Annotated in this window: 10 protein-coding genes; all 10 read right to left on the bottom strand. The window is 74.4% G+C overall.

The window, feature by feature from the left end; genetic code table 11:
• Positions 1–120 precede the first annotated feature (120 nt).
• The 10 genes from ACWIX3_RS14295 to ACWIX3_RS14250 all read right to left on the bottom strand — a co-directional run bounded on the left by ACWIX3_RS14295 (position 121) and on the right by ACWIX3_RS14250 (position 13,973).
• The gene (locus tag ACWIX3_RS14295; protein ID WP_448608019.1) at positions 121–1,608 is read right to left on the bottom strand and encodes a glutamate synthase subunit beta; all 1,488 of its coding nucleotides are present in this window, start codon (positions 1,606–1,608) and stop codon (positions 121–123) included.
• Positions 1,601–6,268: a glutamate synthase large subunit gene (gene gltB, locus ACWIX3_RS14290; protein ID WP_448608018.1), complete on the bottom strand. Its 4,668-nt coding sequence runs from the start codon at positions 6,266–6,268 to the stop codon at positions 1,601–1,603. Before gltB ends, ACWIX3_RS14295 begins: the two co-directional genes overlap by 8 nt.
• Positions 6,269–6,589: 321 nt before the next feature.
• Positions 6,590–7,561 (bottom strand): prolipoprotein diacylglyceryl transferase, encoded by a 972-nt coding sequence (gene lgt / locus ACWIX3_RS14285; RefSeq protein WP_448608017.1) that lies wholly within the window; start codon positions 7,559–7,561, stop codon positions 6,590–6,592.
• A 73-nt stretch (positions 7,562–7,634) separates the two neighbouring features.
• Complete coding sequence (gene trpA / locus ACWIX3_RS14280) at positions 7,635–8,456, bottom strand: tryptophan synthase subunit alpha (protein WP_448608016.1); 822 nt, start codon at positions 8,454–8,456, stop codon at positions 7,635–7,637.
• A complete protein-coding gene (gene trpB / locus ACWIX3_RS14275; RefSeq protein ID WP_448608015.1) occupies positions 8,453–9,802 on the bottom strand; it encodes a tryptophan synthase subunit beta in 1,350 nt (449 codons plus the stop codon). The genes trpA and trpB overlap by 4 nt, the downstream gene beginning before the upstream one ends.
• A 146-nt stretch (positions 9,803–9,948) precedes the next feature.
• Positions 9,949–10,758: an indole-3-glycerol phosphate synthase TrpC gene (trpC, locus tag ACWIX3_RS14270; protein WP_448608014.1), complete on the bottom strand. Its 810-nt coding sequence runs from the start codon at positions 10,756–10,758 to the stop codon at positions 9,949–9,951.
• Positions 10,759–10,935: 177 nt separating this feature from the next.
• A complete protein-coding gene (locus ACWIX3_RS14265; RefSeq protein ID WP_448608013.1) occupies positions 10,936–11,541 on the bottom strand; it encodes a Trp biosynthesis-associated membrane protein in 606 nt (201 codons plus the stop codon).
• A 70-nt stretch (positions 11,542–11,611) separates the two neighbouring features.
• On the bottom strand, positions 11,612–13,123 hold the full coding sequence (locus ACWIX3_RS14260; protein WP_448608012.1) for an anthranilate synthase component I: 1,512 nt from the start codon (positions 13,121–13,123) through the stop codon (positions 11,612–11,614).
• Complete coding sequence (gene hisI, locus ACWIX3_RS14255) at positions 13,110–13,484, bottom strand: phosphoribosyl-AMP cyclohydrolase (protein ID WP_448608011.1); 375 nt, start codon at positions 13,482–13,484, stop codon at positions 13,110–13,112. The genes ACWIX3_RS14260 and hisI overlap by 14 nt, the downstream gene beginning before the upstream one ends.
• A 36-nt stretch (positions 13,485–13,520) precedes the next feature.
• Positions 13,521–13,973: a hypothetical protein gene (locus ACWIX3_RS14250; protein WP_448608010.1), complete on the bottom strand. Its 453-nt coding sequence runs from the start codon at positions 13,971–13,973 to the stop codon at positions 13,521–13,523.
• Positions 13,974–14,007 lie beyond the last annotated feature (34 nt).

Genomic DNA, 14,007 nt, shown 5'->3' with positions numbered 1-14,007 from the left:
CGACGAGGGCCGGGCCCCGCGGATGCGGGGTCCGGCCCTCGGCCAGGTGGGGAACGGGAACGGCCCCCTGCAGGGGCCCGCCACGAGCTCGCGAGTGGCGGGGGCAGGGGGGTCCTCCTGCTACCGGAGCGCCACCGCGGTCGGGGTCACCGGACGCGGCAGCGTCGTCGCGCCGGTCAGCCAGGCGTCGACGCCGCCCGCGGCGGCCCGGCCCTCGGCGATCGCCCACACGATGAGGGACTGGCCGCGGCCCATGTCCCCGGCGACGAAGACACCGGGCACGGTCGACATGAACTCGTCGTCGCGGGCGACGTTGCCGCGCTGGTCGAGCTCGACGCCGAGCGCCTCGACGAGGCCCTCGCGTTGGGCGCCGGTGAAGCCCATGGCGAGGAACACCAGGTCGGCGGGCAGCTCCCGCTCGGTGCCCTCGACCTTCTGGAACCTCCCGTCGACCCGCTCCACGTCGTGGATGAGCAGGGCACGCAGGTTGCCGTCCTCGTCGCCGACGAAGCGCTCGGTGTTGACCGAGTAGAGCCGCTCCCCGCCCTCCTCGTGGGCGCTGGAGACCCGCATGACCATCGGGTAGGTCGGCCACGGGTTGGTCTCGGCGCGGCGGTCCGGCGGCGCCGGCATGATCTCCAGCTGGGTCACCGAGAGCGCACCCTGCCGGTGAGCGGTGCCCAGGCAGTCGGCGCCGGTGTCACCGCCGCCGATGATCACGACGTGCTTGCCGTGGGCGTCGATCGGCGGCTCGTCGAGCTCGCCGAGCGCCTGCCGGTTGCCGAAGGGCAGGTACTCCATCGCCAGGTGGATGCCGGAGAGCTCCCGGCCCGGCGCCGGCAGGTCGCGGCCCACCGTGGCGCCACCGGCCAGGACGACGGCGTCGAACTCCTCGCGCAGCTGCTCGGCGGTCGGCGCGCCGTCCCGGCCGCTGCCGACCTCGACCCCGGTGACGAACCGGGTGCCCTCGGCCCGCATCTGGTCCAGCCGCCGGTCGAGCACGGCCTTCTCCATCTTGAACTCGGGGATGCCGTAGCGCAGCAGCCCGCCGACGCGGTCGGCCCGCTCGAAGACGGTGACGTCGTGCCCGGCGCGGGTGAGCTGCTGGGCGGCGGCCAGCCCGGCGGGCCCGGAGCCGATGACGGCGACCTTCTTGCCGGTGTGCTCCTGCGGGGGAACCGGCTTGACCAGGTCACGCTGGAACGCCTGGTCGATGATCTCCCACTCGATCTGCTTGATCGTGACCGGCGACTCCTGCAGGTTCAGCACGCAGGAGCCCTCGCACGGAGCCGGGCACAGCTTCCCGGTGAACTCCGGGAAGTTGTTGGTGGCGTGCAGCCGCTCGATCGCCTCGGTCCAGTCGTCGCGGCGGGCGAGGTCGTTCCACTCCGGGATCAGGTTGCCCAGAGGGCAGCCGTGATGGCAGAACGGGATGCCGCAGTCCATGCACCGGGCGGCCTGCTGGCGCACCGCGGTGACCGGGAAGACGGCGTCCTCACCGTTCTGCCGGGAGAGGTAGACGTCCTTCCAGTCCAGGATCCGCACGTCGACGGGACGCCGCGGCGGCAGCGCCCGCTCGTGCTTGAGGAATCCGGTCGAGTCAGCCACGTGCGGCCTCCATCACAGCTCGGTCCACATCCGTCCCGGCGGCCTCGGCGGTCCGCCGGGCCTCGAGCGCGCGCCGGTAGTCGCGCGGCATGATCACGCTGAACCGCTCGGACCAGCGGCCCCAGTCGGCCAGCAGCGCGGAGGCCACGGGCGACTCGGTGTCCGCGGCGTAGCGGACCAGCACGTCGCGCAGCCACTGCGCGGACTCGCCGTCCAGCGGCTCGACGTCCACCATCTCGGAGTTGACCCGGTGCCGGGCCAGGTCCAGGACGTAGCCGATGCCGCCGGACATGCCGGCCGCGATGTTGCGGCCGGTCGGGCCGAGGATCACCGCGGCCCCGCCGGTCATGTACTCCAGCGCGTGGTCGCCCACGCCCTCGACGACGGCCAGCGCGCCGGAGTTGCGCACGCAGAACCGCTCGCCGACCCGGCCGCGGAGGAAGACCTCGCCCGCGGTGGCGCCGTAGGCGATGACGTTGCCGGCGAGGACGTTGTCCTCGGCGGCGAAGGTGGCCTCGCGCGCCGGGCGGACGACGATCCGCCCGCCGGAGAGGCCCTTGCCGACGTAGTCGTTCGCGTCGCCGAACAGCCGCATCGTGACGCCCCGCGGCACGAACGCGCCGAAGGACTGGCCGGCCGACCCGGTGAAGGTCAGGTCGATCGTGCCGTCGGGCAGGCCCTCGCCGCCGAAGCGCCGGGTGACCATCGAGCCCAGCATCGTGCCGACGGTGCGGTTGACGTTGCGCACCGGCAGCTCGAGGCTCACCGGCCGCGCGTCGAGCAGCGCACCCTCGCAGAGCTGGATCAGCGTCTGGTCCAGCGCGACGTCGAGACCGTGGTCCTGGGTGCGCACCCGGTGCCGGGCAGCGCCCTCGGGCAGCGCCGGCACCGCCAGCATGCGCGAGAGGTCCAGCCCGGCGGCCTTCCAGTGGTCGACCGCCTTGCGGGTGTCGAGCAGCTCGGCGTGGCCGATCGCCTCGTCCATCGAGCGGAAGCCCAGCTCGGCGAGGTACTGGCGCACCTGCTCGGCGAGGAACTCGAAGAAGGTGACCACGAACTCCGGCCGCCCGGTGAACCGCTTGCGCAGCTCCGGGTTCTGCGTCGCGACGCCGACGGGGCAGGTGTCGAGGTGGCAGACGCGCATCATCACGCAGCCGGAGACGACCAGCGGAGCGGTGGCGAAGCCGTACTCCTCGGCACCCAGCAGCGCGGCGATGAGCACGTCGCGGCCGGTCTTCATCTGCCCGTCGGCCTGGACGACGATGCGGTCGCGCAGTCCGTTGGCCAGCAGCGTCTGCTGCGTCTCGGCCAGGCCCAGCTCCCACGGCGAGCCGGCGTGCTTGAGCGAGGTCAGCGGCGCCGCACCCGTTCCGCCGTCGTGCCCGGAGATGAGGACGACGTCGGCGTGCGCCTTGCTCACGCCGGCCGCAACCGTCCCGACCCCGACCTCGCTGACCAGCTTGACGTGGACCCGCGCCTCGTTGTTGGCGTTCTTCAGGTCGTGGATCAGCTGCTTGAGGTCCTCGATCGAGTAGATGTCGTGGTGCGGCGGCGGGCTGATCAGGCCGACGCCCGGCGTCGAGTGCCGGGTGCGGGCCACCCACGGGTACACCTTGGCGCCGGGCAGCTGGCCGCCCTCGCCGGGCTTGGCGCCCTGCGCCATCTTGATCTGGATGTCGTCGGCGTTGACCAGGTACTCGCTGGTGACGCCGAACCGGCCGCTGGCCACCTGCTTGATCGCCGAGCGGCGCAGGTCGCCGTTCGGGTCGGGCTGGAAGCGGTCGGGGTCCTCGCCGCCCTCACCGGTGTTGGACTTGCCGCCCAGCCGGTTCATGGCGATCGCCAGGGTCTCGTGCGCCTCCTGCGAGATGGAGCCGTAGCTCATCGCGCCGGTTTGGAAGCGCTTGACGATCTCACTGGCCGGCTCGACCTCGTCCAGCGGCACGGGCGGTCGCACGCCGGTCCTGATCGTGAACAGACCGCGCAGGGTGGCGGCCTCCTCCGACAGCTTGTCGACGGTGGCGGTGTAGCGCTCGAACACCTCGTACTGCCGCGAACGGGTGGCGTGCTGGAGCAGGAACACCGTCTCGGGGTTGAAGAGGTGCACCTCCCCCTCGCGGCGCCACTGGTACTCACCGCCGGTCTCCAGCCGCCGGTGCGCGCGCTCGGTGGGGTTCTCCGGGTAGGCGCGGCGGTGGCGCATGGCCACCTCCTCGGCGAGGACGTCGATGCCGACGCCGCCGAGCGGGCAGGAGGTGCCGGTGAAGTACTCGTCGACGACGTCCTGGGAGAGGCCGACGGCCTCGAAGATCTGCGCCATCGTGTACGAGCCGACGGTGCTGATGCCCATCTTGCTCATGACCTTCAGGACGCCCTTGCCGAGGGCCTTGACCACGTTGCGGACCGCCTGGGCCGGCTGGATGCCGGTCAGGACGCCGTCCCGGATGAGGTCCTCGATGGACTCGAAGGCCAGGTACGGGTTGACGGCGGCGGCGCCGTAGCCGAGCAGCAGCGCGACGTGGTGCACCTCGCGGCAGTCGCCGGACTCGACGACCAGGCCGACCTCCATGCGGGTCTTCTGCCGCACGAGGTGGTGGTGGACGGCGGCGGTCATCAGCAGCGAGGGGATGGGAGCGCGGCTCTCGTCGCAGTCCCGGTCGGAGAGGACGATGATCCGTGCGCCCGCGGCGATCGCCTTGCTGACCTTGGTGCGCAGCTGCTCGACCGCCTCGGCCAGCGCCGTGCCGCCGCCGTTGACGTCGTAGTGGCCGGTGATCCGGACGGCGGCGTAACCGGGCAGGTCGCCGTCGTCGTCGATGTGCAGGATCTTGGCCAGCTCGTCGTTGTCGATGACCGGGTAGGGCAGGAACAGCTGCCGGCAGGACGCCGGGGTGGCGTGCAGCAGGTTCTGCTCGGGGCCGAAGGTGCGGCCCAGGCTGGTCACCAGCTCCTCGCGGATGGCGTCCAGCGGGGGGTTGGTCACCTGGGCGAACAGCTGCCCGAAGTAGTCGTAGAGCAGCCGGGAGCGGTCCGACAGCGCCGCCACCGGGGTGTCGGTGCCCATGGAGCCGATCGGCTCGGCACCCGAGGACGCCATGGGGGTGAGCAGGACGCGCAGGTCCTCCTCGGTGTAGCCGAACATCTGCTGCCGGCGGACGACGGACTCGTGGCTGGGCCGGGCGCGACGGCGCTCGGGCAGCTGCGGCAGGTGCACGAGGCCGGCGTGCAGCCAGTCCTCGTAGGGGTGCTCTCCCGCCAGCGCGCCCTTGACCTCCTCGTCGGAGACGATCTTCCCGGCCGCGGTGTCGACGAGGAACATCCGGCCCGGCTGGAGCCGGCCCTTGGCGCGGACCTCGGAGTCGGGGACATCCAGGACGCCGACCTCGCTGGCCAGCACGACCAGGTCGTCCTTGGTGTGCCACCAGCGGCCCGGGCGCAGCCCGTTGCGGTCGAGGACGGCGCCGATGAGCGTGCCGTCGGTGAACGCGACCGCGGCGGGCCCGTCCCACGGCTCCATGATCGAGGCGTGGAACCGGTAGAAGGCCCGGCGGGCCGGGTCCATCTCGTCGTGGTTCTCCCAGGCCTCCGGGATCATCATGAGCACCGCGTGCGGCAGGGAGCGCCCGGACAGGTGCAGGAGCTCGAGCACCTCGTCGAAGGTGGCCGAGTCGCTGAAGTCGCTGGCGGTGACGGGGAAGATCCGGTCGAGGCCGAGCTCGGACGCGGGGCCGGCCGGGCCGTCGAACAGCGCCGTGTCCAGCTTCGCCTCGCGGGCGCGCATCCGGTTCCGGTTGCCCTTGATGGTGTTGATCTCGCCGTTGTGCGCGATCACCCGGAAGGGGTGGGCCAGGGGCCAGCTCGGGAAGGTGTTGGTGGAGAAGCGGCTGTGCACCAGCGCGATCGCCGACTCGTAGCGCTCGTCGCGCACGTCGGGGAAGAACGCGGGCAGCTGGTCGGTGGTGAGCATGCCCTTGTAGGTGATGGTCCGCGACGACAGCGAGACGATGTACAGGGAGCTGCCCGCCTCGGTGGCGGCCCGCTCGGCCCGCTTGCGCAGCACGAAGGCGCGCCGCTCCAGCCGGGTGACGCCGTTGACGGCCACGTTCCCGCCGAAGGCCGAGGCGTCGGCTCGGGCGCCGATGGTCTCGGCGACGAACACCTGGGCGAAGTGCGGCATGACCGCGCGCGCGGTCGGGCCGACGTCGGCGCCGTCCGGGTCGACCGGCAGCTCGCGCCAGCCGAGGACGGTCAGGCCCTCCTCGGCGGCGAGGCGGGCGACCTCCTCGACCCGGGCTGCGCGCTCGGCCTCGTCGACGGGCAGGAAGGCGATGCCGACGGCGTACTCGCCCACCGGCGGGAGGTCGAAGTCCACCTCGGCGCGCAGCAGCGCGTCGGGGACCTGCGTGAGGATGCCGGCGCCGTCACCGGAGTTCGGCTCGGAGCCGGCCGCACCGCGGTGGTCGAGGTTGTGCAGGGCGGTGAGCCCGGCGGCCACGATCTTCCGGGAGGCGCGACCCCGCACGTCGGCGACGAAGGCGACGCCACAGGCGTCCTTGTCGTTGGCCGGGTCGTACAGGCCGCTCGCGGCCGGGACGGCCGAGAAGGGCACGGCGGTGCCGCCGGAGGTGCGGGGCGTGGCGGGGGCGGTGGACTCGGACATGTCACTCCCGTCGTCGGCACGCCGCCCGGTCGCCGTCGGCGGTGACGGGAGCGGGGCGGGGGGCGGGGGCCCGGCCGGTGGTCAGAGGTCAGAGGAGCGGGGCGCTGCGGCTGATACCGGTGGGCGGATGGTCCGTGGACCGCCGAGCCACCCGGCTGGCGAGCTCCGGGGATGGTGCCTCGGAGCTGTCGTCCGCGGGGCGGCGCTGGCCCGGTTCCGACTCGTGCGACCCCGCCAGGATCACTGTGGGGTCTTGGCAGAAGGGTACACAGCCGTAACCCGGATCTCGTACGGATGGACCTCGGGTGCGGCGCGTCGTCCTCAGGCGTCGGGATGTCGCCGGTCGCCGTCGCCACCTGCGTCTTCGCCGTCGCGGGGCTCCGCGGCGGCCGGGGCGGCGGCCGTGGCGGACTCCGCCCGGGGACGGCGGGCCGGCGCGGTGTCGCCGTCGTCACGTCCGCGGGTGATCACCTCACGCGGCCGGCCGCGCTGCCAGACCAGGTACGCCACCGCGAGCAGACCCACGATGACGGCGGTGAAGACGTTGAGCCGGACACCGAGGAAGGTCTCCGCCGGGTCGGTGCGCAGCAGCTCGATCCACAGCCGGCCGGCGCAGTAGAGGGCGACGTACAGCGCGAAGGCCCGCCCGTGGCTGAGCCGGAAGCGCCGGTCGGCCCACACCACGACCGCCGCTGCGGCCAGGTTCCACAGCAGCTCGTAGAGGAAGGTCGGGTGGAACGTGCCGAGCACCAGCGGCCGGCCGTCGGGGCCGATGACCGCCCGGGTGCCGGTCCAGTCGTAGATCGTCAGCGCCCACGGCAGGTCCGTCGCGCGGCCGTAGAGCTCGTTGTTGAACCAGTTGCCCAGCCGGCCGATGGCCTGGGCGACGAGCAGCCCGGGCGCCGCGGCGTCGGCGAAGGCCGGCAGCGGGATGCCCCGGCGGCGGCAGGCGATCCAGGCGCCGACCCCGCCCAGGGCGATCGCGCCCCAGATGCCCAGGCCGCCCTCCCAGATGGCGAGGGCCCTCAGCGGGTCGCCGCCCTCGCCGAAGTACGGCCGGGGGCTGCTGACCACGTGGTAGAGCCGGCCGCCGACGATGCCGAACGGCACCGCCCAGACGGCGATGTCCAGGACGTCGCCCTTCGCCCCACCTCGGGCGACCCAGCGGCGCTCGGTGAGCACGACAGCCGCGATGATGCCGGCGATGATGCACAGCGCGTAGGCCCGGATGGGCAGCGGGCCCAGCTCCCACACGCCCTGCGTGGGACTGGGGATCGCGGCGAGGACGCTCACGCCTCCTCCTCGCCGGCGCTCGTCGGACGCGTGCGCGGCGCGGTCGTGTCCACTCGTGACCTCGCGAGCTCGGTCAACGGACGGACACCGGACGGCGCACGCCCGCGGCGAGGTCCTCCGAGAGCCGGCGCACGCCGTCGGCGCCCCGGCCCTCGAGCAGCTCCCGCACGTAGGCCGACCCGACGATGACGCCGTCGGCGAAGGCCGCGACCTCGGCGGCCTGGTCGCCGTTCGAGACGCCCAGACCCACGCACACCGGCAGGTCGGTGACCGCGCGGGTGCGGGCGACCAGCCGCTCCGCGGCGTCGCCGACGGTGGCCCGGGTGCCGGTGACGCCCATCGTGGAGGCGGCGTAGACGAACCCGCGGCAGGCGGCGGCGGTCGCGGCCAGGCGCGCGTCGGTGGACGACGGCGCAACCAGGAACACCCGGTCGAGGTCGGAGGCCTCCGACGCGGCCAGCCACTCCCCGGCCTCGTCGGGGATCAGGTCGGGGGTGATGGCCCCTGCTCCCCCGGCGGCGGCCAGGTCGGCGGCGAACCGCGAGACGCCGTAGCGCTCGATCGGGTTCCAGTAGCTCATCACCACCGGCACCGCGCCGGCTGCGGCGACCGCCTCGACGGCGCGCAGCACGTCGCGCATGCCGACGCCGGCGCGCACCGCGGGGTCGACGGCCTGCTGGATGACCGGGCCGTCCATGCCGGGGTCGCTGTAGGGGACCCCGACCTCGACGATGTCAGCCCCACCCACCCCACCGGCGTCAGCCCCACCCTCGACCGCCGCCAGCATGGCCGCGATGGAGGCGTCGACGTCCGGGTAGCCGACCGGCAGGTAGGCGACCAGCGCCGAGCGCCCCCCGGCTCTGGCCTTCCCGATGACCTCGGCCAGTGCGCTCACGCCGACTCCCCCGCGTCCTGCCCGGCGACCGCGTCGCCGGAGGTGACCGCGCCCTCCGTGGGCTGCTGGTCGGTGTCCATGCCGGCGCCGGGCTCGACGTGCTCGCGGTCGCCGAGGCCGAACCAGCGCGATGCCGTCTCGACGTCCTTGTCGCCGCGGCCGGACAGGTTGACCAGCAGCAGCGCGTCCGAGCCCAGCTCCCTGCCGAGCCGGAGCGCCCCGGCGAGGGCGTGCGCCGACTCGATCGCCGGGATGATGCCCTCGGTGCGGCACAGCAGCGCGAAGGCCTCCATGGCCTCGGCGTCGGTGACCGCCCGGTACTCGGCCCGGCCGATGTCGTGCAGGTGGGAGTGCTCGGGACCCACGCCCGGGTAGTCCAGGCCCGCGCTGATCGAGTGCGACTCGATCGTCTGGCCGTTCTCGTCCTGCAGCAGGTAGGAGCGGGCACCGTGCAGCACGCCCGGCGTCCCGCCGGTGATGGTGGCCGCGTGCCGGCCGGTGTCCACGCCGTCGCCGCCGGCCTCCAGGCCGATCAGCCGGACGCCCTCGTCGGGGACGAAGGCGGTGAAGATGCCGATCGCGTTCGACCCGCCACCCACGCAGGCCAGGACGGCGTCGGGCAGCCGGCCCACCCGCTCGAGCACCTGGGCGCGCGCCTCGTCGCCGATGACCCGCTGGAAGTCGCGGACCATCTCCGGGAACGGGTGCGGGCCGGCGACGGTGCCGAACACGTAGTTCGTCGTTTCCACGTTGGTGACCCAGTCGCGGAAGGCCTCGTTGATCGCGTCCTTGAGGGTGCGCGAGCCGGTGGTGACCGGGACGACCTCGGCGCCGAGCAGCCGCATCCGGGCGACGTTGAGCGCCTGCCGGCGGGTGTCCTCCTCGCCCATGTAGATCGTGCAGGACAGCCCCATGAGCGCCGCGGCGGTGGCGGTCGCGACGCCGTGCTGCCCGGCCCCGGTCTCGGCGATGACCCGCTGCTTGCCGATCCGCCTGGTCAGCAGCGCTTGCCCCAGCACGTTGTTGATCTTGTGCGAGCCGGTGTGGTTGAGGTCCTCGCGCTTGAGCCAGACCCGCGCCCCGCCGGCGTGCTCGGCGAACCGCGGCACCTCGGTGATCGGGCTCGGCCGGCCGGTGTAGTCGCGCTGCAGCGCGGCGAACTCCTCGACGAAGGCCGGGTCGACGCGCATCGCGCGGTAGGCCTCGGTCAGCTCGTCGAGGGCGGCGATCAGCGCCTCGGGGACGAACCGGCCGCCGAAGACCCCGAAGTGGCCGGTGGCGTCGGGCCAGCTCGGGCGCGCCGGCTCGAGTCGCGTTTCCGGCGGGGAGACGGCGCTGGTGGTCATGGCCCCAGTGTCCCGCGTCCCCGAGCGCAGGTGGTGGAGGGGGTGGCGCGCCGGTCCGGTCGGGTTCCGGTCGCCGTCGCGCCGGTCGGCCCTCCTGCAGGGGACCACCGCGAGCGTGCGAGCGGTGGGAGGAGGAGGGTCCTTCTTCAGCGGGGGGTGTGCGGGGTGGCCGGGTGCGCGCCGGCGGTGACCAGGTCCGCGACCGCCTGGCGGGCGTCGCCCGCGGTGACCAGGCCCTCGCCGACGAGCACGGCGTCGGCGCCGGCCGCGGCGTAGGAGATCAGGTCGTGCGGCCCGCGGACGCCGGACTCGGCGACCTTCACGACCCCCGACGGCAGCCCGGGCGCGATGCGCTCGAAGGTGGAGCGGTCGACCTGCAGGGTGGTCAGGTCGCGGGCGTTCACGCCGATCACCGCGGCACCCGCGGCGAGGGCGCGGTCGGCCTCGGCCTCGGTGTGCACCTCGACCAGCGCGGTCATGCCCAGCGACTCGACCCGCTCCAGCAGGCCGACCAGCGCGTTCTGCTCCAGCGCGGCGACGATCAGCAGGACGACGTCGGCGCCGTGGGCCCGCGCCTCGTGCACCTGGTAGCTGGTGACGACGAAGTCCTTGCACAGCACCGGGACGTCGACGGCCGCGCGGACGGCGGCGAGGTCGGCGTGTCCGCCCCCGAACCGGCGCCGCTCGGTCAGCACGCTGATCACCCGGGCGCCGCCGTCGGCGTACTGACGGGCCAGCACCGCGGGGTCGGGGATGTCGGCCAGCGCGCCCTTGGAGGGGCTCTGCCGCTTCACCTCGGCGATGACGCCGACACCGGGCGCGCGCAGCGCCGCGAGGGCGTCGAGGGGCGGGCGCGCGTCCCGCGCGGCGGCCTTGACCTCCGCCAGCGGGGTGGTCGCCTCGCGTGCCGCCAGGTCCTCACGGACGCCGGCGACGATCTCGTCGAGCACGGACACGAGTCCTCCCCGCTGCTGCTCGTCAACCGCCCACGGGCCACCGGAGCCACCCACCGGGCGCGGCCCGGAACGGGCCTGCGATCCGTGGACCCACTCTAGAGGCGGCGGCCTGGCGCACCACCTGCGGGGGCGCGCGGACACCCCGGACGGGGGTGTGGACCAGGTGGTCCCGGGTACTCAGCGGAGTTCCGTCGTGCCCTCTGTCGGGTCCTCGCCGCGGTCGAGGGCGCGCCAGGCGTCGAGCGCGCGGTCGTCGTCGGTCCGCCGGCGGGCGGCGGCCGGAGCCGCGGCGGTGCGCTCGTACCGGCGTCCCATGCCCGGCCAGGTGCGGCCGCGCAGGACGGTGAGCAGGCCGGCCGCCACCGCGAGCAGACCGGCCACGAGGGCGAGTGCCGGCCAGGCGGCGGAGACCTCTGTCGTCAGCGTGCTGCCCGGCGTCCCGCTGCCGACCACTCCCGCCGCCGCGGCGTCCCCGTCGGTCCCCAGCGTGCGCAGCCCCGACCAGCCGAGCACTCCCCCGGCGACCGCGGCCAGCAACCCGACGAGCACCCGGCCGGCGCCCCGGACCGCGACCAGCGCGACCGCGGCCGCCAGCAGCACCAGCCCGCCGGCCGGGACCAGCGGCGCGAGCGCGGAGCCGGTGAGCTGCTCGGTGACCGGTGGCAGGGGCGCGGGACGCCCGGCGGTCGCCGTCAGCCAGGTCTGGCCGCCGGTGGACACCGCCAGGGCCCCGGCCGCTGCCAGCCCGACGACCGCCGCGGCCATCTCGCGGCGGTCGCTCACGGTGCGCACGGTCCGCTTCCGCGGGGCACCGGCGATCCTCCCTCGATGACGGGCTCCCGCCCCTGCTCGCTCACGGGAGCTCCCGCATCCCCTCCGCCGTCGCGATCGCCGAGAGCACCGCGCGCGCCTTGTGCCGGGTCTCGGCCTCCTCGGTCGCCGGGTCGCTGTCGGCGACCACACCGGCGCCGGCCTGCACGTAGGCGCGCCCCTGGTGGAGCACCGCCGTCCGGATGGCGATGGCCATGTCCAGGTCGCCGCTGGCGTCGACGTAGCCGACGGTGCCCGCGTACAGCGCCCGCCGCGTCGGCTCCAGCGACTCGATGATCTCCATCGCCCGAGGCTTGGGCGCCCCGGAGACGGTGCCCGCGGGGAAGGTCGCGTCGAAGACGTCGAGGGCGTCCCACCGCGGGGCGACCTCGCCGGCCACGGTCGACACGAGGTGCATGACGTGGCTGTAGTGCTCGATCCGCATGAAGTCGGGCACCTCGACCGTGCCGGGCACGCAGACCCGGCCCAGGTCGTTGCGGGCCAGGTCGACCAGCATCACGTGCTCGGCCCGCTCCTTGGGGTCGGCGAGCAGGCCCTCGGCCAGCCGCGCGTCCTCCTCGGGGGTCGCACCGCGCGGGCGGGTGCCCGCCGGCGGGTGGACGACGGCCGAGCTGCCGGTCACGGTGACCAGCGCCTCCGGCGAGGAGCCGACGACGTCGAACGGCGACTCCCGCCCGGCGAAGCGCAGCAGGTACATGTACGGCGACGGGTTGGTCGCCCGCAGCACCCGGTAGAGGTCGAGCGCCTCGACGTCGGTGGGCACCTCGAAGCGCTGGGAGAGGACCACCTGGAAGGCGTCGCCGGCGCGGATGTGCTCGCGCACGCGCTCCACGCCGTCCTCGAATACCCCGGGCGCCATGTTGCTCCGCACCGGCGGCGGATCGGCCGTGGTGAAGGTGGCCACACCGGGAGGCGCGGCCTTCGCCAGGTCGGCGGCCATCGCGTCGAGCCGCGTCACCGCGTCGTCGTAGCCCTCCGACCCGCGCAGCGCGTTGGCGATGAGCAGCACCGTGCCGTCGTGGTGGTCGAGCACCGCGAGGTCGGTGACCAGCATGAGCGCGAGCTCGGGCATGCCGAGGTCGTCGACGGCGGTGACCGGCAGCCGCTCCAACCGCCGGACGACGTCGTAGCCGAGGTAGCCGACCAGGCCACCGGTCAGCCGGGGCAGGTCGGGCCGGCGCGGCGAGCGCAGCCGGCGGGCCAGCGTCCGGACGGCGGCCAGCGGGTCCCCGGGCAGGTCGTCGGTCAGGCCGGGGAGCTCCTCCCCCAGCCACAGCGCGGTGCCGTCCCGCTCGGTGAGCACCCCGGCGCTGCGCACGCCGACGAAGCTGTACCGGCTCCACTGCTTGCCCTGCTCGGCGGACTCGAGCAGCACCGTGCCCGGCCGGTTCCCGGCGAGCTTGCGGTAGATGCCGACCGCGGTCTCGCCGTCGGCGAGCAGCCGCCGGGTGACCGGCACCATGACCCCGGACCCACCCGCCCGGTCGAGGGCGGCGGCCTCCTCCCGGGACGGGGTGGTCTCACCGAGCCGCACGGGTGACCTCCAGGTCGCGGTGGAAGCAGGAGCGCTCGCCGGTGTGGCAGGCCGGGCCCTCCTGGTCGACGAGGACCAGCAGCGCGTCGCCGTCGCAGTCCAGGCGGACGTCGCGGACCCACTGGCGGTGCCCGGAGGTCTCCCCCTTCACCCAGTACTCGCGCCGGCTGCGTGACCAGTAGGTGGCCCGGCCGGTGGTGAGGGTGCGGTGCAGCGCCTCGTCGTCCATCCAGGCGACCATGAGCACCTCGCCGGTGTCGTGCTGCTGGACGACGGCGGCGACGAGCCCGGCGGGGTCGCGGCTCAGCGCTGCGGCGACCGCGGGGTCCAGGGCGGACTCTTCGGCGGGGACGGCGGACATGCGCCCGATCGTCCCACCCGCCGCCCGCCGGCCGGGTCACCGGTGCGGGGAGGTCCCCCAGGCGGGGTCGCCGCCGAACCACGCCCGGGCGGGGCGGCCCGACGACAGCCCCAGCGCGGCGGCCGGTGCCGCGGCGAAGCACAGGACGAGGAACAGCAGCAGCCCCGACGTCGAGTCGAACGCGCCCAGGAGGCGTGCCGCCCAGTAGGCGGCCAGCGCCAGCTGCAGGGCGGACGCGACTCCCAGCGTCCAGCGGGCGAGCGGGCGGCGGCTGGTGAGCGCCAGGACCCCGGCGGCCACCAGGACGACCACCGAGACCAGTTGCACGACGGCGAGCACGCCGGCCTCGGCGGCCAGGGCGGCGGCGTCGCCCGGGAACCCGGGCTCACCGGAGGCCATCGTGAAGACCGTCCCGAGCAGCTGGACGTAGGCACTGGCCAGGGCCACCCCCGCGGCTTGGACGAAGGCGAGCACCGCGGCGGCGATCACCTGCCCAGGCCGTTGCGGGCGCGCGGGCGCCTGG

Source organism: Geodermatophilus sp. URMC 60 (assembly GCF_053502585.1).
The sequence above is the reverse complement of the archived record's forward strand: the minus strand, read 5'-3'. Positions and strand labels throughout refer to the sequence as shown.